The following is a 20,511-nucleotide window of genomic DNA, read 5'->3' on the forward strand; positions in this document are numbered from 1 at the left end:
TATATTTAATATAACAAATATAGGGGGTTAATATTATGAACTTATACTTAAATGAACTTGAGTTATTAAAAGTAGCTAGAGATATTGAAGAAGAGGGATTTAGATTCTATACAGAAGCTATGGAAAATGCAGAAAATGAAGACATAAAAAAAATATTTAAATTATTAGCAGATGAAGAAAGAGCTCATGCTAATCTATTCTCAAAAATATATTCATATGCTAAAGAAGAAAATCTAAATAATGATGATTATATATTTGATGAACAAACATCAGCTTATCTAAAAGCTATAAGTGATACAGCTATATTTAATACTGAAGGATTAACTAATGATAAAGTAAAAGATGTTAAAGATTCTAAAGATGCTTTAATAATAGGAATGCAAGCAGAAAAAGATGCAATTCTTTTTTATAGCAACCTATTAAAAGTTGCTAAATATGAACAAACTAAAAAATATTTAAAGCAGCTTATAGAAGAAGAAAATGGGCATTTAGAAAACTTAATAAGTATATATAAATCTATATAAATGTATGATCAAAGCCAATATCTGTGGAATTAATCCACAAAAGATATTGGCTTTAACTTTGTACTAAACTTCGTATAAGTTATCAACAAATATAATAATTTATACTTATTTTAGGAATAATAAGTTATTATATTGTGGATAAATGTAAATGTAAATAAATTCTATGAATATACGTGGATAATCTTGTATACAGTTGTTGATAAACAAGATAATGAAATTATAAACAAATATATCCACATTATCCACAGAAAAGTTGTTGATACCTGTGGATTAAATTTAAATCAAAAAATCCAAAAAGATTGATTTAAATACGTATATTTGATAAAATAAACAAGAAAGTGTTCGTTATTATATATAAAGAGGTGGTCTTTAATGTCAAGTGTAGCAATAGTAGGCTCTCAATGGGGAGACGAAGGAAAAGGTAAAATAATAGATTATTTAGCAAGAAAAGCAGATGTTGTAGTAAGAGGGCAAGGAGGAAACAATGCAGGACATACATTAGTAGTTAAAGACAAAAAATATGCACTTCATTTAATTCCTTCAGGAATATTAAATCCTAAGACTATCAACATAATAGGAAATGGAGTAGTTTTTGATCCTAAGGGATTCTTAGATGAGCTAAAAATGCTTAAAAAAGATAACATAGATACTAAAAATATAAAAATAAGTGATAGAGCGCACGTTATATTTGAATATCATAAAAAAATAGATGAGTTAGCAGAAAACTCAAGAGGAGACAATAAAATAGGGACTACTAAAAAAGGAATAGGTCCTTGTTATATGGATAAGACAGAAAGATCTGGTATAAGAATATGCGATCTTTTAGATAAAGAAGTATTTAAGGACAAATTAAAAGCTCAAGTAGAAAAAAAGAATGAAATAATAGAAAAGATATACGGTGGAGAAAAATTTGACTTTGAAAAGTTATATGAAGAGAATTTATCATATATAGAAGAAATAAAAGAATATGTAGATGATACATCAGTAATACTATACAATGCTTTAAAAGAAGGTAAAAAAGTATTATTTGAAGGAGCTCAAGGAACATTACTTGACTTAGACTTAGGAACGTATCCGTACGTAACTTCTTCTCATCCAACATCAGGAGGATTCTGTGTTGGTTCAGGAATAGGACCAAACATGGTAAAGGATGTACTTGGAATAGTGAAGGCTTATACTACTAGAGTTGGAAAAGGACCGTTTGTAACAGAATTATTTGATGAAACTGGAGATCAAATAAGAAACAATGGAAATGAATTTGGAACAACTACTGGAAGACCTAGAAGATGTGGATGGTTTGATTCAGTAATAGTTAGATATGCAGCAAGAGTTAATGGTCTTACATCTATATCTTTAATGCTTTTAGATGTACTTAGTGGATTTGAAAAAGTTAAAATATGTACAGGTTATAAATTAGGAGATAAAGTTATAAAAGAGTTCCCAGCGTCGTTAGAGCTTATAGAAAAATGTGAGCCTATATACGAAGAGTTAGATGGATGGAATGAAGATATAACTTTAGCTACAACGTTTGAAGAACTTCCTGTAAATGCTCAGAAATATGTTCAAAGAATAGAAGAGTTAACAGGAGTAAAGGCTAGCATAATATCTGTTGGACCTAAGAGAACTCAAACTATTATAAGACAAGAATTATTGTAATAATAAAAACCTAGATTTCATGTAAATGAGATCTGGGTTTTTTTACCAAGCTAATATCCTAGTTCCTTGTTTACTATAATTACATGAATTCTTTCTAAATCCATATCTCTTTTTATAAGCACATATTTATTACAAATTCTGTTTTTACTATTACAATCCACACAATGTCCTACGTTAGCACAAGGTGTATCTTTATTTAATCTTTTAGCATTAGCAGGAGCTGCTAATTCTTTATTTCTCATAATAGCTTCATTCAGGTCTCTAACTATCTTATTAATTCCAACGACTACTATTACTTTATCAGGTCCATAAAGCATAGGTGCAACTCTACTTCCTCTACCGTCAACATTATAAAGTTCTCCATTTTCTGTAATAGCATTGCTACTTGTTAAGAAAACATTAGAAAAAAAGCTTTTTCTATTTATATCTTTAATTTCTTCTGAAGTTAAATTTTCTTCATATCTGTCAATAAAGTTATAATTTTCATTTCTTAATAACTCTATAGCCTTAATTTCAAAAAGTGTCATAGAGCCACCCACAGATACAGTATCTCCCTCATTTATTAATTCTTTTATTTTATTTAAAGCTTTTTCTTCAGTTTGAACAAAATAACCACTGATATTATTTTTTTCTAGATTTTGAATAGTCCTCTCAACTTTTTTCTCAATAACAAAATTAATATTTTTATCCATTAAAATCCTCCATAATATAAAATACTTTTTATAAAAATTACTTTGTATACTTAGTCTTATTAATATTCTTAATATCTTTCAAATATTACATTATTAAAATAAACTTCATTAAAATGCTTATAAAAAAACTAGATTTCATTTACACGAAATCTAGTTTTTTATAAGTAACTTACAATTTTTAGAATATAATTTATGTCTAGTAATATCGTCGATTATACTGAATCATATAATAAATATAGAGGGTTTAATTAAATTAATGTTTTACAAAAACTACGTTTACCGCCTTGATAAGAGCTTCAACAGTATCTCCTTCTTCAAATCCTGAATCTTTTAAACTCTCGTTCGTCATCACGGACGTTACAAGTGGAGAGTTATTTCAGCCATCTACAGTCATTTTGATTTGTGCCATTATATCATCCTTTTTAATTTCTTCAACTTTTCCTATTAGCTTATTTCTTACACCAGCTTCCATAAAAATACCTCCTTGTGATTTAATTCTGTATTAGTTTTACCTATAGTTCTATAGTTATACATTGATTTTTTATATATATTTTTTTGAATCTGAAATTCACATTAAAAATCTAAGATTATATGATCCAGTAGATGCTACATTGTATATTTGAGTATAATCTAAGAAAAAAATAAAAAAAATAGTAAAAAGTGTTGACACATGTAGAAAAAGCTAGTATTATATATACTTGTCAGCAAGAAAAAACACGACCCATTAGCTCAGTCGGTAGAGCACCTGACTTTTAATCAGGGTGTCCCGCGTTCGAGTCGCGGATGGGTCACCAAGGTTAGGCCCCTTGGTCAAGCGGTTAAGACACCGCCCTTTCACGGCGGTAACAGGGGTTCGATTCCCCTAGGGGTCACCATTAATAATTGGGCTCATAGCTCAGCTGGGAGAGCACCTGCCTTACAAGCAGGGGGTCACAGGTTCGAGCCCTGTTGAGCCCACCAATTATTTGGCCTGGTAGTTCAGTTGGTTAGAATGCCAGCCTGTCACGCTGGAGGTCGAGGGTTCGAGTCCCTTCCAGGTCGCCAAATAATTTAACAAATTAGCTCATAGATATTGAATATCTTTGGGTTTTTATTTTATAAAAAATCATATGCTAGTGTGGCTCAACGGTAGAGCAGCTGACTTGTAATCAGCAGGTTGTAGGTTCGATTCCTATCACTAGCTCCAATAAAAAAACTAAGGATTTTAATCCTTAGTTTTTTTTATTTATCTACTTTTTTATCTTAAATCTTCACCTATAAATTTTAAAAATCTATAATGAGAAGATATTCTAGAAAATATTCTATCTGTATAGGTATTTGCTATTTGTATAGGAGAGAGATTTGTTGATACTATAGTTTTCTTTCCGTTTATTAATCTTGAATTAATTATATTAAACATCTCACTTATACTAAATGAGTTAGTCATTTCTGTTCCCAAATCATCTATAATTAAAAGGTCACATTCAAATAAAAGTTTGTAATTTCTTTTGTCTTCATAAGTATGATTTTTTTCAAATCTATAGCTTTGCAAAAGTTCAACTACATTATATGAAGTTTCATAAAGAACAGAATATCCTTTATCTAAAAGTCTTTTAGCTATACAACTACACATAAAAGTCTTTCCAACTCCAGTTTGACCGTAAAATAATAAATTTTCTCCATTATCTTGGTTAAAATTTAGAGTAAAGCTTTCACATAAAGAATATATATTTAACATATTTTCTTTTTGGGATATTCCCTCAGAATCTATCTTTTCTTCAGAAAATATATTCATATCGAATGTATTAAAATTTTCCTTTTCAATAAGCTTCGAAAAATTAGATATTTTATATGCATCTCTAATCAATTCTTGTTTTAAACATTCACATTTACTTCCATCTGATGTAAATCCTTTGTCCTTACAATTATTACACTTATAATGTATTTGAAGATAATCAGAGGGAATATTGTATTGATTTAAAAGGTCTTCTTTTTGTTTTTTTAAATTATCCATCTCTGTTTTACATTTTTGTACTATTGATTCTCTATCATTTTCATTCATTAATACAGATTTACTTAGAGATAGACCTATTTGGAATATTTTATCGTCTATATCCTTCATTTGAGGTATCTTATTGTATACCTTGTTTTTTCTCATTTCTAAATCTAGCTTAGCTTTATCTCTATTATTTTCGTATTTTATAAAGACCTCTCTTAATTTATCATCATTCATATAATCACCTACTTAAATCTCTTTTTTTGTTTTTCCATAAGAATTCTTTCTAATTCTTCTGGAGTATAATTTGATGTTCTTTGATCAAAATTATGAAACTTAGTTTTTGGAGCACTATAAGATTTAGGCTCATATTTTTTAGTGTTAACTTCTTGTTGAGTTTGTTCAACCGTTTTGAACCCTTTTTTATACCAATCATTTAAAATAGCATCTATATAATTGATAGATGGATTAGATGTGTTCTTAGATTTTGAACAAGCATGAAGAACCAATTCCATAGGAAGGTTCATTTCATCTATCCACTTATCCATAGTTCGAATTTCTTCTTTAGAAGGTGTTTTTTTAAATCCTAATGCCTCGAATATAATTTTATATATCTCAAGTCTTTCAGATCTTTTTTTATCGTAATCTATTATATCTTGATAAGATTTAAATCCTTTGTCATTCCAATTTCTGAGTATAGCATCTATATAAGAGATGGAAGGATTAGAAGTATTCTTAGATTTTGAACAAGCAAAAGCTATTAAATCATCGGAAAACTTGAATTCATCAAGCCATCTATCCATGATTCTTCTTTCTTCCATTGTAGGCTCTCTATAAAAACCGAGTTCTTTAAAAACTTTCTTGTATAGACCGAATCTTTCAGTATTTTTTGCAAAATACTGCTCTAAATCTTCAAGTGTATATATTTTATTATCATACCAATTTCTGATTATTCCTTCCACGTACTTTATACTTTTTATACCTCTTTTTTGCTTAGAATAAGCATAAGCACTTTTTACCATATCTGGGCCCATATTATATCTATCCATTATATCTAATATCTGAATTTTTTCATTTGGAACTAAGGGCCTGCTTATAATTTCGTTTATATAATTAAAAAGCTTAGTTATATTAGGATTTTGAGTTACAGATATAAGCTCATTAGGAGTTGTTTTTTCTTTTTTAGGATCATTGGTTTTAATAATATTTTCTATATATAATTTCTTTAAATTCAAAAACTCAACTGAATAATTCCATTGCTCGTCCTCTTCTTTAAAGTGTTTTTTTATTATTTTTTTGTCTTCCCAAAAATCCCAAGCTGATAAAACATCTGACAGAGGTATATTTAAATTCTTAGCCAATGTCTGGTTCGATACTTCTGCTTTTGATGCATCAAAGGCATATTTATAGGCTAATAAATAAACTTTTACGTATGTACCATTAGCCATTGGCATAAATATATCTATAAATATATTATCAATAGGAGTCTCTCCTAAATCTATTTCATTAATTTCTTTAAAAAACATAAAAATCACCTCGGACTAATTATATCACAATAAAGTGAAACTTAATTAATATGGAGTTTTTACTCCATATTAAATTTTGGTTACGTAAGTACCCTATAATGAACTAATCTAGAAGCTGTTAAGTTCTTATCTCCATCTGCAAGGGAATGGAGTTTTAGAACTTTTAGTTTTGAGATAAAAGTGGGTTATAGAGTTTCAAGTTTTTAGTATTACAAAAGGGGGTAGTATTCTTGTTAGTTATTTTAAACAAAAAAAAGTTTTTAAAGTTATTTATTGTATTATTTTTATTATTTTCTATAATAACGTGCTTTGACAAAATAGACCTTCAAGCATTCAAAGGAGAAAAAAATGATAATTTAAACACTTACGCTATAAGAGCATCCTTTGATGACAAGTTAAAGAAACTAAGTTGTACTCAAAATGTAGTATATGTAAATAATACTCAAAATAATTTAAACGAAGTATATTTTCATATATATCCTAATGCGTTTTCTAAAGAGGAATATGCACCATTTGCTAAAAATGAATTAAAAGATGCATATCCAAATGGATTTAGTAAAGGATATATAAAGGTCAAAAATATTTTAAACAATAAAACCAAACTGAACTATTCTATATCAGGCAAAAAAGAAGATATATTAATGATTAAATTAAATAACGAATTAAAGCCCGATGAAAAAATCGACATATATATAGAGTATGATGTAAAACTACCTAATTCAGTAGGTAGATTTGGTTATGGAGATAATACTATAAATATCACAAATTGGTACCCAATAGCATGTGTATACGATGAAAGAGGATGGAATAAAAAAGGATACGAAAAAATAGGAGATCCTTTTTACAGTAATACAAGTAATTTTGATGTCAGTATAAATATTCCAAATAAGTATAAAATAGCATCAACAGGAGTAATAAAAAGTAAGAAAAAAACAAATAATAGAAATATATTTAAAGTTGATGCTAAAAATGTAAGAGATTTTGCGTTCATATTAAGTGACAAGTTCTCTATATCATCGACTAATACAAAAGGTACAAACATATATAGTTACTCTTTTGATGAGAAATATGGAAAAGAAGCTCTAGAAGTAGCCAAGGATTCTTTGATAGTATTCAATGATTTATTTGGAAAGTATCCGTATAAAACTTACTCAGTTGTACAATCTGATTTTTTTATAGGGGGAATGGAGTATCCTAATCTTGTTATGATAGATAAAGATTTTTATGACCAAAATACTAAGTTTGCTTTAGAATATGTAGTTGCTCATGAAACGGCACATCAATGGTGGTATTCTCTAGTTGGAAATGATGAAATAAGTGAACCTTGGCTTGATGAGGCTTTAACAGAATATTCAACAATACTGTATTTCGAACAAAAATATGGAAAAGAAGTGAAGGATAAACTTATAAAGAGTATGAAGGTTAGAACTATAACCAGACAGAGCAAGAATATATTTAAAAGCACGACAGAATTTGATAATTCTATAGATTACAGCTTATGTGTATACAGCAAAGGTGCTCTTATGATAGACGATATAAGAAAAAAAGTTGGAGATGATGTATTTTTTGACACATTAAGGAAATACTATAATGAAAATATGTATAAAAATGTTACAAGTGATCAATTTATGAATATGTGGAAAAAAGAGGGTGTTAATACTGAAAAGATAATGAATGGAAACAATTAACTTGAAAAATAAACGGTTTGTTTGATATAATGTAGGGGTAACTGTCTTGAAAGGAGCCTACTTAATGAATAAGCTAAACAATATACTTAAGAAAAAATACTTACTTCATTACATAGCTTTATCTATAACTATAATAACTTGTAGTGTGATATATTTTGCTACTTTATCATATGAAGTAAGCATAGATGGAAAAAATGTAGGTATAGTTGAACGTAAAAAAGATGTGTATGAATTAATAAAGAAGAAAAAATTGGATATAAAAAACGAATTTGAAAAAGATGTTAAAATAGATCAAGAGATAGTATTCACTAAGAGTAGGGTAGGGAAAGATAAGATAACATCACCAGAGCAATTTAAGGAAAACTTAAATGCGGTTATAGACCTTACTATACAAGCATGTGCTGTTAATATAAATGGTAAAGATATAGTTTATGTAAAAGATAAGAAGTCTGCAGAAAACGTTTTGAACAGAGTTAAGGATGAACATAAAGAAGGAATAGAAGGTATAAAAGAAATAAACTTTGTAGAAAAAGTAGATTTAATAGAAAAAGATATAAAAATATCTAAGTTAAAAAATGAAGAGTCAGCTTATGAGTATTTATTAACAGGTACAGATGATGTACAAAAATACACAGTAAAAGATGGAGATAATCTATGGAATATATCTAGAAAATATAACCTGAGCATGGATGATATTGAAAAAGCTAATCCTGAAATAGATATTGAAAAACTAGATATAGATCAAGAAATAAATATAACTGTTCCTAAGTCGTATTTGAGTGTAAAAGTAACTAATGTAGCTTCTTATGATGAAAGAATACCTTATAAGATAATTTATGAAGAAACTGAATCTCTTTATAAAGGTGATAAAAAAATAAAAACTGAAGGTAAAGAAGGGTCTAGAAAAGTAGTTGCAGAAGTTACTAGGATAAATGGACAGATAGACTCTAAGAATATATTAGAAGAAGAAATAGTTGAAGAGGTTCAAGATAAAATAGTATTAAAAGGTACAAAGAAAAAGCCTACTTATATAGCTTCTGGAGCTTTTTCAAATCCAACAAGGGGAAGTTTATCGTCTTCTTTTGGAAGAAGATGGGGAAAAAATCATACAGGTATAGACATAGCAGCTCCTAAAGGAACGCCTATTAAGGCATCTGATGGAGGAACTGTAGTCTTTTCTGGAACTCAAAATGGATACGGAAAGCTTATAATAATAGATCATAAGAATGGATATAAGACTTATTATGGACATTGTAGCTCATTGATAGCTAAAAGGGGTCAAAAGGTTGCTAAAGGGGATGTTATAGCTAAGGTAGGTAGTACTGGAAGGTCTACTGGAAATCATCTTCATTTTGAAGTTAGAAAAAATAATGTACCTATAAATCCAACTAAATATGTTAAATATTAAAGCTGTTGAATTTCAACAGCTTTTTTTATATTTTATTCAAATCTAAAATATTCTTCAAGCGTTATGTTTTGATTTGTAATTTCTTTTGCAACTTCATCACCAACATAACGAAGATGCCATGGCTCATATTGATATCCCGTAATACCTTCTTTCCCTTTTGGATAACGTATAATAAATCCGAATTGAGCGGCATTTTCTTTAAGCCAAATCCCTTCTTTTGTTTCTCCGAATATTTGTGTTAAACGATAATTTACTGATGGACTTGTAACATCCATAGCGAGTCCTGTTTGATGTTCACTTTCTCCAGGTCTAGCACTAAATTGATTTGCTTTTTCTATTCCATATTTCTTAGAATTTGAGTCAAATATTGATTTTTGGCGATCATATGAACGATATCCTGATGTAGCATATAAATTAATTCCATCTTGTTCTGCTTTTTTAAATAGCTCTTCAAGTGCTGAAGCTGCATCTTGTCTCATTAATTTTTTAGAATGAAATTCTTGAAAAGGAAATGGAACATTTGGGACGACAAGATTTTTTGGAACATAATCTGAAGGTAGGCTATTTTTTTTATTTACTATAACTAAAGTATCACTAGGATTTAACACAATAGTATTTATATCTTCTGTTTTTGGGTTTGATTCATTTGGAATGATTAAAGTTTGCCCCGTATGAATTGTATTATCCATTAATTGATTAGCATCTTTCAATTCCTTTATAGTTATATTGTATGATTTTGAAATTTTAAATAAGGTATCTTTAGGTTGTACAATATAGATACCTTGCTGTAGATTTGAGATATCTGAGCCTGCATCAATATCTTCCGTTGGTTGTGAAACACTGGGCTTATTAGATTCTTGTATTTGACCTTTATCGATATCTTCCGTTGGTTGTGAAATACTTGGTTTAGTAGGGACTTGTATGTCCTCTCTATCTATCTCTAAGCTAGATGGAGTATAAGCAGAGCTAAAAGTAAGTGAGGTTATTAGAATCGAACCGAGCATAATATTAACTTTGTTTACTTTAACGTTAGGAAGATTTTTTTTTATATAACTTAGAATGCTTTTCTCAAATCTTTGACTTTTTTCTTGTGATTTCTCAAGAAATTCTAGTGAGAATTCATTTAATTGCTTGTCTAAATATAAAACAGCTATACAACCATCTTCATCTTTAATTATTCTATGTCCAGCAAACAATTGCATTTTTTCACCTCCTTACTTTTATTCTTTCCTAGAAATAAAAAAATATATATAAAGAAGATGGATAAATGCATAACAATCTACTAAAAAGAATAGTAAAATGTATATAGATAGGAGTTGAAGATAAAAAATGAAAGATATACTATCAATTGGTGAATTTGCAAAATCAAGAAATATTACTACTGAAACACTAAGACACTATGATAGAATAGGTTTACTTAAGCCTGTTAAAGTAGATACTAAAACAGGATATAGATACTATTCTATTTTACAATATGAACAATTAGGAACAATTAAAGAACTTCGACAACTAGGTATGAGTATCGATGAAATTAAGAAGTATTTTGATAATAGAAATTTAGAACAATCTGTTAATATATTAAGAGATAAGCATAAAGAACTTAAAAATAGAATAAAAGAACTGCAACAATTAGAAGAAAATATTGATGAAAAAATAAAACATCTAGAAGATATTTCTAAGATATCAGATTTAGAAGATATAGTTATTAAAGAAATTAAAGAAAGAGAAATAATTACATTTGATAAATCCATAAAAAATGAGATTGATTTAAGCTATGCATGTCTTGAATTAGAGAATTCATTAAAAGAAATAGCTCCTATAGTTGCAAGTAATCGTTATGGTGCCATTATAAAACAGAAATATATAGAGTTGGATAAGCATATAGAATCAGTTAATATGTTTCTATTTATTAGAGATAGAGAGAATATTGATGAAAATCATATTAAAAAGATTCCTAAAGGAACTTATGTCTGCATGTACTATAAAGGGAGTATTTGGGATATAGAAGCTAATTTAAAAAAAATGATTGAATATATTCAGAAAGAGGGATATATAGTGTGTGGTGATGTCCTTCAAATCGTTCAAATAGATATTAGTGTCACAGATAAAAAAGAGGAAGTATTATTAGAAATACAAATACCTGTAAAGTGAAACTTAATTTAGATAAAAATATATTGACCTTTGTGTGGCACAAATGATTATAATATATTCCGTTAGAATAAAACAGAATCATATAATTAATTTATGTTTTGTTATATTTTTTTTGGAGGTAGAGGAAATGAACGAGAATATATTAGGAACAGAAAAAATATCTAAATTATTTATTAAGTTTTCAATTCCAGCAATGATTTCTATGGTAATAGCCGGTATTCAACCTATAATAGATGGAATATTTTTAGGTAATTTTGTTGGACCAAATGCCATGGCTAGTGTAAATATAGTTCAACCATTCATACAGGTTATAATAGGTTTTTGTATGATAATGAGTGTAGGTGCTCTAAGCTTTATAGGAAGGAGCTTGGGAGAAGGAAAAAAAGAGGAATCTCAAAATATATTTAAAACAGCTTTTATAGTTATTACAGTAATATCGTTGTCCATACTATTATTTGGAAGATTATTCAGCCAAGAAATTGCAGTATTATTAGGATCAAATGAAGTACTGTTAGAAGGGGTATCAATATATATAAAAATTATAGCTTTATTTGCTCCATTAATGTCTTTAATGTTATTCTTTGGATTTATTGATAGAGTAGTAGGAAAGCCAGAATTATATTTAAAGGGTATGATTTTAAGTGTAATTGCTAATATAAGCTTAGACTTTATACTTATAAAACAATTAGGCTTAGGAATAAAGGGAGCGGCATTTGCTACAGGAATAGCATATGTATCAGCATTATTTGTAGTAGCACATCCTATGTTAAATAAAAATAATGTAGTCAATATATTTAGTGGAAAATTTAATAAATCTATAATAATACCAATGGCATATAATGGTTCATCAGAAGGAGTTGTTTCAATTGCAACTGCTACAACTGCATATTTATTTAATATGACATTTATGGAAATAGCTGGTGAAGCTGGTGTTGCATCATTTACAACTATAAATTATATATCTCAATTTGGAACACTTGTAATGTTTGGTATATCAGATGGAATAACACCTATACTTAGCTATAACTATGGTAACAAAAAAAATGATAGATTAGATGATACATTGAAATTAGCATTAAAGGTAAACTTAGCTGTTGGAGTAATATTATTTTTCACATTGTTTGGATTTGGAGAACAATTAGTATCATTATTTGCAAAAGGGAATAAAGACATTTTAAATTTAGCAGTAAGCGGATCGAGAATATATGCATTTTCTTTTTTAATGAGCGGATTTAATATTATTAATTCTGGATATTTTACAGCAATAGGAGACGCTAAAGACTCTATCATAATAGCAGCAAGCAGAGGGATAATATTTATAGTTCTAGGTATAAACATACTTCCTATGATCATAGGTATGAATGGAGTATGGATTACAGTTCCATTTGCAGAATGTATAACAGTTATTATAGGTATGCATTTGATTAAAAGAAGTAATAGTTTATCTGTAGAATTAGTTCAAGATTATTAATATTAATAAAAGAGATTTAGGTTAATATATAAAGTGTTCCTCGTGAAAACCTTAAGAAAATTTATTCTCTTAAGGTTTTTTGATTGCTTACAAATAAGGAAATTATATACTTTTTAATTCTTAAGATGTATAATTTATCTATATTAAGACTTCAAAATAAGCTAATAATACTACAACATAGGAGGAATCACTTGTGAAAATATTAGTTACGGGAGGAGCTGGATTTATAGGTTCTAATTTAGCAGATAAACTTATAAGCTCATGTCATGATGTTGTTGTTATAGATAATTTATCAACAGGTAAAGTTGAAAATTTAAACTCAAAAGCTAAATTCTATAAAATTGATATATGTAATAAAGATATTGTAGAAATATTTGAAAAAGAAAAATTTGATATTGTATATCATGTTGCAGCTCAAATAGATATTCAAAAATCTATCCAAGATCCTATAAATGATGCAATGATAAATGTAATGGGAACTATAAATATTTTAGAGGCTTGTAGAAAAAATAATGTAAAAAAGATAATTTATTCTTCTACGGCAGCTGTTTATGGAAATCCTAATTATTTAGGAATAGATGAAGATCATTATAAACAACCCATTTCGTTTTATGGATCATCTAAGTTAAGTTCTGAATATTATATATCTACCTATTCTAAATTGTATAATTTAGATTATACAATTTTAAGATATTCTAATGTCTATGGAATTAGACAGGATAAAAATGGAGAAGGTGGAGTTATATCTATATTTTTAGATAAGATGATGGATAGTGAAGATGTAACTATATTTGGTGATGGAAGTGCAACAAGGGATTATATATACGTAGAGGATGTAGTTGATGCAAATATAAGCTCTATAGAATATGGAAGTGGAGAAATTTTTAATATAGGTACGGGAAAATATACATCTGTTTTAAAGCTTTTTAATATTATGGCAGATATATGTAATAAAGATATAGGTATGATATTTGAGAATGAAAGACTTGAGGATATAAAGGATTCTTATTTTGAAATTGATAAGTCATTGAACATTCTTAATTGGAAACCTAAGTTTTGTTTAGAAAATGGTTTAAAGAAAACAATAGATTACTACGAAAGCAAAGGTATTTAAAAAAATTATAAAATCTTAAGAAATTATAGAACTTTTAAATACTGCGAAATAATAACTCATATTCGCTTGTTACTTATATATAGATTATAGTAATATGAATTTATAAATCTATTTATTTTAAGGAGTAATTGATATGAATATGTTTTATTGCGATTCCATAAGTGATGGTAGTAGTAGGATAAATGAAGATATTGCTAATATAAATAAATATGGGGCTTGGGTATTAGATGGAGCTACAGGACTTAATGGTAAGAATTTAATAGATAAAGATAGTGATGCAAAATGGTATGTAAACCAGTGGGATGAATATGTTAAGAAAAATTTTCAAAAAATAGATATTGATTTAAAGACAATTGTAAAAGAAGGAATTAATGTAGTAAAAGATAAGTATTATAAAAAAGTTAAAGATAGAAATATTAAATCTTTAGATTTGCCATCAAGTTCAATAGCTCTAATACGATGGGTTGAAGATACTTTAGAGTATTTTATATTAGGAGACTGCACTTTAATAATAGAAAATAACAATAAGCTAAATGTTATAAAAGATGATTCTGTAACTAAATTAGACAATAAGGTTTTTGAGGCAATGGATGAAATAATGAAAAAAGAAGGTAAGACATTAAATGAAGCTAAAAAAGAAGTAAATAACTTAATTGTAAGCAATAGATTACTGAAAAATACAGATCAGGGGTATTGGATATTAGGATTTGATACAGAAGCTGTAGATAGAGCGTTATATGGAAAAATAAGACTTGATAGTGATGCAAAACTATTAATTGCTAGCGATGGTTTTTCTGCAATAACTGATAGATATAACTATATAAATATGGAGAATCTGATTTATGAAACTCAAAATAAAGGATTAGATAGTCTTTGTAAAAAATTACGTGAAATTGAAGAAGAAGATTCTAGTGGATATAAGTATCCTAGATTCAAAAAAAATGATGATGCATCTGCAGTATATGTTGAATTAATGAATAAATTGAATTAATAGATAAAGCAGTGGTAAGCGATATTTAATTGCGTATACCATTGCTTTTTTATTTGTCGATTGATAAAATAAATAGAAATGTAATTATATACAAAAGGAGACAATTAAAGGTGAAGATACTTCATATTACAGCCCAAAAACCATTTAAAACTGGAAGTGGTGTATACGCTAAAAAAATTATAGAACAATTCGATAAAAAAGGTTTTAAACAAGCTATTATTGCAGGTATTTCAAGTGAAGAAACGATAGATATTAACACAAATTTATCTTTAGAAGAGTACCCAGTCTATTTTAATATAAAAGAAATGCATTTTCCTGTTGTAGGCATGAGTGATGTAATGCCATATGAAAGCACTAGATATAGGGATCTTGATGAAGATATGATAGATTGTTTTACACAAGCATTTACAATACAAATAATGAAAGCAGTACAGACATTTAATCCAGATATAATAATATGCCATCATCTATACTTTTTAACAGCTCTTACACGTTCATTGATAAAAGACAAAAAAATACTTGGAGTATGTCATGGCACTGATCTAAGACAGCTAAAGTCTATAGATTTAAAGAAGAACTTCATAAAAGATAATATAAGAAAACTAGATACTATTTTAGCTCTTCATAATGAGCAAAAGGAAGATATAAAAGAGTATTTTGGTATAGAAGAGAGCCTTATTCATGTTATAGGTAGTGGATATGATGATTCAATTTTTTATTGCAGAGGTTCATTTCATGAAAAAGACTATATAAGAGTTATATATGCAGGAAAAATCTCATATTCTAAGGGATTGCTACCTTTAATCAAGGCCTTCTCATCTTTAAATATACCAAGTGATAAAATTAAATTAAGTTTAGCTGGTATGGGTAATGGAGAGGAGTATGAGGAAATATTAAATATAGCTAAAGAATCATCTTACACAATTGAATTTCTTGGTAGTTTAAAGCAAGAAGATCTAGCAGAGGAATTTAGAAAATCAGACATATTTATACTACCATCTTTTTATGAAGGATTACCTCTTGTACTAATAGAAGCTTTAGCATCAGGATTGTATGTTATTACTTCAGAAATACCTGGGATAAGGCAGTGGGTAGGAGAAAAAATAAATAATTCTAGTAAAATAAGATATTTGCCTCTACCTAGACTAACAAATGTAGATATTCCTGTAGAAGAGGATTTACCAAAATTTAAAAGTAATATAAAGAAGGAAATACAAAACACTATAAAATATATTAATGAAAATAAGTATAATGATAATTTAGACCTAACATACCTTAGCTGGAGAGAATTAGCAAATAGAATTGAGAAAATTTTATATGATTTTTAAATAAAATCATATTCAGATAAATATAAAAATCCTTAAGAAAAAACTCTTAAGGATTTTTTGATACTTAAAAATACATAAGGAAATAGTTGACAAGGAAACAAAAATGGCGTATTATAGTTGACGAGGAAACAAAATTAGAGGAGTGATACTATGATAGATATAACATTAAAATTAGATAAGGATAATAAAGTTTGGAAGTGGTTAGAATCTCAAGAAAACAAATTAATAAATGCAGGGCATATTGGAAGTCATATAGACGTTTATAAAAAAAGCAATATTCCAATAGAGTACTTTAAAACTAAAGGAGTTTTGATTGATTGCACAAATTATGGATTAGATGAAGAAATAGGAATAGAAGTATTAAAGGATATAGAAATAGAAGAGAGTAGCTTTATAATATTTAAAACTAATATACAAATTAATTACCCATACGGAAGTGATATATATGTAAAGCAGCACCCTGAGCTTAGTTGGGAACTTATAGATTATTTACTTGAAAGAAACGTTCACTTTATAGGAATTGATTTTGCAGGAATTCGTAGAGGAAAGGAACACTTTAAAGCAGATGAAAAATCAGAAGAAAATAATACTTATGTTATAGAAAACTTAGATTTGAGAAAATTAAAAATTACAATAGAGGATGAATTTGATGTTTATACCATGTGGATAGAGAATCCATTTGCAACGGGATTATCTACTAGAGTTTTGATTGATGTAATATAGGGAGGAAGTAATATGAATAATGAATTAATGTTGAAAAAATTAAATGAAACATTTCAACTATTTACAGAATTTAACGAAAAGGGTTTCAAAGAGAATTATAGTGATTTAAACATAAATGAGGTTCATACTATTGATTATATAGGTAGAGCAGAACATGCTAATGTTACTAAAATTACAGATCATCTAAAAATAACTAAAGGTGGAGTAACTAAAATAACTAAAAAGTTGATAGTCAAAGAATATATAAATTCATATCAAACTGAAGAAAATAAGAAGGAAAAATACTTTAATCTAACGGAGAAAGGCAAAGAAATTTTTATAAAACATAAAACTCTTCATATAGAAGCTATGAACAGAGATAAGAGAATATTTGAAAATTTTGATGAAGATCAAAAAAAAGTTATAGATAAATTTTTAGATATCTTAAAAGAAGATTTTGAAGATAAGTTAAAATAAATAAGCCTGGGTCTATTACGATCAGGCTTATTTATTTACATTTTAAATTGGTTTATTTGATTCATAAGATTTTTAGCATTATTTTCCATATCTTTTGCATAAGAAGACAGCTCGTTTACAGAAGCCAACTGCTGCTGAGTACTAGCTGATACTTCTTCAGAACTAGCTGAATTTTCCTCCGTTATTGCAGAGACATTTTGTATAGCTTGTATAATTTTATCTTTTCCTTTTTCGATATTTCCGTTCTTTTCTATTCCAGCATCTAATTTTTGAACTATGTTTTCTAATGAAGAAGCTGTTTGATTAAATACATTTCCTGTATCTTGTATTAGCTGATTTTGTTCATTACCAATTTCAGTCATTTCATTTGAATTTTCAACTGCAGCTTCAGCTTGTTTTTGGATATCTAAAATCATTGTTTTTATATCTTCTGTAGATTTTCTTGTTTGCTCAGCAAGGTTTCTTATTTCTGATGAAACTACTGCAAAACCTTTGCCAGCTTCTCCTGCTCGTGCAGCCTCTATAGAAGCATTAAGTGCAAGTAAGTTTGTCTGTTCAGATATATTATTTATTATGTTGGTTATCGACTCTGCATTTTTAGAATACTCATTTACTGTATTTATTATTTTATTAACTTCCTTCACCTTAAAGTTGCTTTCTTTAGTTTTTTCATTAAGAACCTTCATCATTTCAGTTCCTTTTTCACTTAGGGAATTTGTATCTTCAATTATGTAGAATAACTCTTTACTCAACTCATTTGATTCTTTAATATTCTGTTCTAATTCAAGAGCTATATCTGCAACTATTTCGACTTCCTTAGCTTGTTCACTTGAACTTGAAGCAACCTGATCAATAGCATTAGCAATTTCAGATAACGCTATATTTGCTTGATTAGATATTTCAGAGAGATTACCTGATTGTTCTAAATTAGTTTCTGAAGATTCTTTAACTCCTACAGCGAGATTACATATATTCTCCATCATGTTATTATAAGTCGTAGATAAGTATCCGAGTTCATCTTTACTATTTATGTCTACCTTTGATTTTAGATCACCAGAAGCTCCCTTTTGCATTGCTTTAACTAATTTGCCTATAGGAGTAGTTATACTTTTAGTAATTATAATAGAAAGTAAAATGACTATCATAAGAACTAGTAACCCTATAAATGATGTTCTTTTAAATTCTTTGGAATACTCTTCTAATATTTTTGTTAATGGAACGTATGTGACCACTCCCCAAGTAGTATTTAAATTTTGGAAATGCATAGGGGTATAGCTGATTAATATTTTTCCAAGACCATCTATGTCTCGCCAAGTAGTTCCTATATTATTACTTCTGATTTCCTTTAATATATCTTCATCTATAATTCCTTTTTCAAGAGAACTTTGCATTATTAGTTCTTTATCCATTCCATTTGCAACATAGTAGCCATCGTTACTAATTATCATGCCATTTCCGTTAAACTCCAAAATTCTATCCATAGATATAGCTTTTTCTTGAAGATAATCTAATTTAATATCAGCGGTAACAACTCCTAAAAAGGTGTTATTTGAACTTAAAATAGGATAAGATATAGTTGTCATAAGTACATCTTTTCCGTTTATAGGATATAAATAAGGTTCTGTAAGGATAGGTTTTTTAGTTTTCTTAGGAATTAAATACCAGTCTCCATCTCCTTCTATATCGTACCCTGTAATAAGCTCCGCACCTAAATTACCATTTCCATCTTTGAATATATAAGGAAGAAATCTACCTGATTGATCACTTGCAAGATCTATAGAATTTATATACTCAGAATCTTTTCTATCAAAGGCATTAGGCTCCCATACCATTCCAGATCCTACAATATTAGGATTATACTTTAAGCTTTCTTTTATCATTTGGGTAGCTGTTTGTCTAGAGATATTACCTTTTTCTGATAAAGTTGCTAGATTTATTGACATTTCTCTTACATATGCATCTATTACATCTAATTCTCTTTTAACATCTTCTTTTTCAAGTGTAGATGTTTCCTGAACAATATATTTTGTTTGTTGTTCTGTAATTCTTTTAAGTCCTCTAAGAGAAATTATGTGTAAAGAAGTACTTAATAAAATAGTTATTAGTGCTAAAGTCATTATTTTATATCCTGTTTTCAAGTCTCTAAACTTTCTCAATTTAAGTCCCCTTTCAAGCATATCAGTTACTATGTTTTGTTATTTTTTATAAAAATGTAACTATATACTATTTGTGTTAGTTTGTATCATCTTAATTTTTAATAATTCAAATGCGAACTTTTTTTCAACTCCCCTCTAAAATGTTTATATTTTATATCCTTCTTTAATTATACGATAGAGGAATATTTTACACAATATTATGAAAAATTTACCAAAATAATAAATGATAAATCAATATAAATATATTTATTTTTGTAAGATTTAATTAAGGTTTAGCTTATTATTGAGTAAGTTTTAGAGTATATAATAAATTTGCAGTGAAAAAAGTCTTTAAGTGACAACTTTTGTTTCTTTTAAAAATTCAGAAATAAAATTAAAACTCCAAACTTATTTATATATCTATATTTTCTATACTGATATATTACAAAGGGAAATGTAAATAAAACAGCTAAAAAAGGAAAAGTTATTAAAGCTATTTTAATAGGAAACATATATGTATGCATTAACTCACTTCGATTAATTTTGACTTGGTATATTAGTATTCCTTGAAATATTTTTGTTACTCATAAATAAGGAAATTATATACTTTTGAATTTGGCGAATGTATAATCTAGTTATATAATAATTTTGTATAATATGGTTAAAATAAAGT

The 20,511-nt window shown here is 27.8% G+C and carries 16 protein-coding genes and 5 tRNA genes; 16 read left to right on the forward strand and 5 right to left on the reverse strand.

Features of this window, described 5'->3' with window-relative positions; translation table 11 throughout:
- Nucleotides 1-35: 35 nt before the first annotated feature.
- Together M2214_RS17520 and M2214_RS17525 are read left to right on the forward strand one after the other, a co-directional pair.
- Nucleotides 36-524: a ferritin-like domain-containing protein gene (locus M2214_RS17520; protein ID WP_248481227.1), complete on the forward strand. Its 489-nt coding sequence runs from the start codon at nucleotides 36-38 to the stop codon at nucleotides 522-524.
- A gap of 372 nt (nucleotides 525-896) precedes the next feature.
- Nucleotides 897-2,180: an adenylosuccinate synthase gene (locus M2214_RS17525; RefSeq protein ID WP_248481228.1), complete on the forward strand. Its 1,284-nt coding sequence runs from the start codon at nucleotides 897-899 to the stop codon at nucleotides 2,178-2,180.
- Nucleotides 2,181-2,230: 50 nt separating this feature from the next.
- Here the strand turns inward: M2214_RS17525 and M2214_RS17530 are convergent, their stop codons facing one another.
- A complete protein-coding gene (locus M2214_RS17530) occupies nucleotides 2,231-2,872 on the reverse strand; it encodes a lactate utilization protein (RefSeq protein WP_248481229.1) in 642 nt (213 codons plus the stop codon).
- A gap of 718 nt (nucleotides 2,873-3,590) precedes the next feature.
- Here M2214_RS17530 and M2214_RS17535 point away from each other — a divergent pair.
- The 5 genes from M2214_RS17535 (at nucleotide 3,591) to M2214_RS17555 (ending at nucleotide 4,058) form a co-directional block, all read left to right on the forward strand.
- Nucleotides 3,591-3,666 (forward strand) — tRNA-Lys (locus M2214_RS17535).
- A 6-nt stretch (nucleotides 3,667-3,672) separates the two neighbouring features.
- Nucleotides 3,673-3,747, forward strand: a tRNA-Glu gene (locus tag M2214_RS17540).
- A gap of 9 nt (nucleotides 3,748-3,756) precedes the next feature.
- A tRNA-Val gene (locus M2214_RS17545) sits at nucleotides 3,757-3,832 on the forward strand.
- A gap of 7 nt (nucleotides 3,833-3,839) precedes the next feature.
- Nucleotides 3,840-3,916 (forward strand) — tRNA-Asp (locus M2214_RS17550).
- 67 nt (nucleotides 3,917-3,983) lie between these two features.
- A tRNA-Thr gene (locus M2214_RS17555) sits at nucleotides 3,984-4,058 on the forward strand.
- Nucleotides 4,059-4,109: 51 nt separating this feature from the next.
- Here the strand turns inward: M2214_RS17555 and M2214_RS17560 are convergent.
- Together M2214_RS17560 and M2214_RS17565 are read right to left on the reverse strand one after the other, a co-directional pair.
- Nucleotides 4,110-5,084, reverse strand: a complete 975-nt coding sequence (locus tag M2214_RS17560) for an ATP-binding protein (RefSeq protein WP_248481230.1) — start codon at nucleotides 5,082-5,084, stop codon at nucleotides 4,110-4,112.
- Between the two features lie 8 nt (nucleotides 5,085-5,092).
- Entirely contained in the window at nucleotides 5,093-6,373 is a 1,281-nt protein-coding gene (locus M2214_RS17565; RefSeq protein WP_248481231.1) for a DnaD domain protein, read from the reverse strand.
- Nucleotides 6,374-6,603: 230 nt separating this feature from the next.
- On the opposite strand from M2214_RS17565, the gene M2214_RS17570 reads away from it, so the two are divergent.
- Both M2214_RS17570 and M2214_RS17575 read left to right on the forward strand, forming a co-directional pair.
- Nucleotides 6,604-8,061: a M1 family metallopeptidase gene (locus M2214_RS17570; protein ID WP_248481232.1), complete on the forward strand. Its 1,458-nt coding sequence runs from the start codon at nucleotides 6,604-6,606 to the stop codon at nucleotides 8,059-8,061.
- A 64-nt stretch (nucleotides 8,062-8,125) separates the two neighbouring features.
- Nucleotides 8,126-9,469, forward strand: coding sequence for a peptidoglycan DD-metalloendopeptidase family protein (locus tag M2214_RS17575; protein WP_248481233.1), 1,344 nt, complete (start codon nucleotides 8,126-8,128; stop codon nucleotides 9,467-9,469).
- 32 nt (nucleotides 9,470-9,501) lie between these two features.
- Here M2214_RS17575 and M2214_RS17580 read toward each other — a convergent pair whose 3' ends face one another.
- Complete coding sequence (locus M2214_RS17580) at nucleotides 9,502-10,671, reverse strand: D-alanyl-D-alanine carboxypeptidase family protein (RefSeq protein ID WP_248481234.1); 1,170 nt, start codon at nucleotides 10,669-10,671, stop codon at nucleotides 9,502-9,504.
- A gap of 127 nt (nucleotides 10,672-10,798) precedes the next feature.
- Here M2214_RS17580 and M2214_RS17585 point away from each other — a divergent pair, with 127 nt between their 5' ends.
- The 7 genes from M2214_RS17585 to M2214_RS17615 all read left to right on the forward strand — a co-directional run bounded on the left by M2214_RS17585 (nucleotide 10,799) and on the right by M2214_RS17615 (nucleotide 17,703).
- Nucleotides 10,799-11,620 (forward strand): MerR family transcriptional regulator, encoded by an 822-nt coding sequence (locus M2214_RS17585; RefSeq protein WP_248481235.1) that lies wholly within the window; start codon nucleotides 10,799-10,801, stop codon nucleotides 11,618-11,620.
- A 127-nt stretch (nucleotides 11,621-11,747) separates the two neighbouring features.
- Complete coding sequence (locus M2214_RS17590) at nucleotides 11,748-13,091, forward strand: MATE family efflux transporter (protein ID WP_248481236.1); 1,344 nt, start codon at nucleotides 11,748-11,750, stop codon at nucleotides 13,089-13,091.
- Between the two features lie 193 nt (nucleotides 13,092-13,284).
- Entirely contained in the window at nucleotides 13,285-14,205 is a 921-nt protein-coding gene (locus tag M2214_RS17595) for an NAD-dependent epimerase/dehydratase family protein (RefSeq protein ID WP_248481237.1), read from the forward strand.
- A gap of 133 nt (nucleotides 14,206-14,338) precedes the next feature.
- The gene (locus tag M2214_RS17600; protein ID WP_248481238.1) at nucleotides 14,339-15,196 is read left to right on the forward strand and encodes a hypothetical protein; all 858 of its coding nucleotides are present in this window, start codon (nucleotides 14,339-14,341) and stop codon (nucleotides 15,194-15,196) included.
- A 110-nt stretch (nucleotides 15,197-15,306) separates the two neighbouring features.
- The gene (locus M2214_RS17605; RefSeq protein ID WP_248481239.1) at nucleotides 15,307-16,524 is read left to right on the forward strand and encodes a glycosyltransferase family 4 protein; all 1,218 of its coding nucleotides are present in this window, start codon (nucleotides 15,307-15,309) and stop codon (nucleotides 16,522-16,524) included.
- Between the two features lie 150 nt (nucleotides 16,525-16,674).
- Nucleotides 16,675-17,247, forward strand: a complete 573-nt coding sequence (locus tag M2214_RS17610; RefSeq protein WP_248481240.1) for a cyclase family protein — start codon at nucleotides 16,675-16,677, stop codon at nucleotides 17,245-17,247.
- 12 nt (nucleotides 17,248-17,259) lie between these two features.
- Nucleotides 17,260-17,703 (forward strand): MarR family transcriptional regulator, encoded by a 444-nt coding sequence (locus tag M2214_RS17615; protein ID WP_248481241.1) that lies wholly within the window; start codon nucleotides 17,260-17,262, stop codon nucleotides 17,701-17,703.
- A gap of 35 nt (nucleotides 17,704-17,738) precedes the next feature.
- Here the strand turns inward: M2214_RS17615 and M2214_RS17620 are convergent, their stop codons facing one another.
- Entirely contained in the window at nucleotides 17,739-19,859 is a 2,121-nt protein-coding gene (locus tag M2214_RS17620; RefSeq protein WP_248481242.1) for a methyl-accepting chemotaxis protein, read from the reverse strand.
- Between the last annotated feature and the right edge of the window lie 652 nt (nucleotides 19,860-20,511).

It is taken from the genome of Tepidibacter aestuarii (genome assembly GCF_934924865.1).
GTDB lineage: Bacteria > Bacillota > Clostridia > Peptostreptococcales > Peptostreptococcaceae > Tepidibacter_A > Tepidibacter_A aestuarii.

Bases quoted from the DNA above. Each gene is read 5' to 3' on its own strand.
- M2214_RS17520 (WP_248481227.1), top strand. From the start codon at position 36: ATGAACTTATACTTAAATGAACTTGAGTTATTAAAAGTAGCTAGAGAT.
- M2214_RS17525 (WP_248481228.1), top strand. From the start codon at position 897: ATGTCAAGTGTAGCAATAGTAGGCTCTCAATGGGGAGACGAAGGAAAA.
- M2214_RS17530 (WP_248481229.1), bottom strand. From the start codon at position 2,872: ATGGATAAAAATATTAATTTTGTTATTGAGAAAAAAGTTGAGAGGACT.
- M2214_RS17580 (WP_248481234.1), bottom strand. From the start codon at position 10,671: ATGCAATTGTTTGCTGGACATAGAATAATTAAAGATGAAGATGGTTGT.
- M2214_RS17610 (WP_248481240.1), top strand. From the start codon at position 16,675: ATGATAGATATAACATTAAAATTAGATAAGGATAATAAAGTTTGGAAG.
- M2214_RS17585 (WP_248481235.1), top strand. From the start codon at position 10,799: ATGAAAGATATACTATCAATTGGTGAATTTGCAAAATCAAGAAATATT.
- M2214_RS17560 (WP_248481230.1), bottom strand. From the start codon at position 5,084: ATGAATGATGATAAATTAAGAGAGGTCTTTATAAAATACGAAAATAAT.
- M2214_RS17615 (WP_248481241.1), top strand. From the start codon at position 17,260: ATGAATAATGAATTAATGTTGAAAAAATTAAATGAAACATTTCAACTA.
- M2214_RS17575 (WP_248481233.1), top strand. From the start codon at position 8,126: ATGAATAAGCTAAACAATATACTTAAGAAAAAATACTTACTTCATTAC.
- M2214_RS17590 (WP_248481236.1), top strand. From the start codon at position 11,748: ATGAACGAGAATATATTAGGAACAGAAAAAATATCTAAATTATTTATT.
- M2214_RS17600 (WP_248481238.1), top strand. From the start codon at position 14,339: ATGAATATGTTTTATTGCGATTCCATAAGTGATGGTAGTAGTAGGATA.
- M2214_RS17565 (WP_248481231.1), bottom strand. From the start codon at position 6,373: ATGTTTTTTAAAGAAATTAATGAAATAGATTTAGGAGAGACTCCTATT.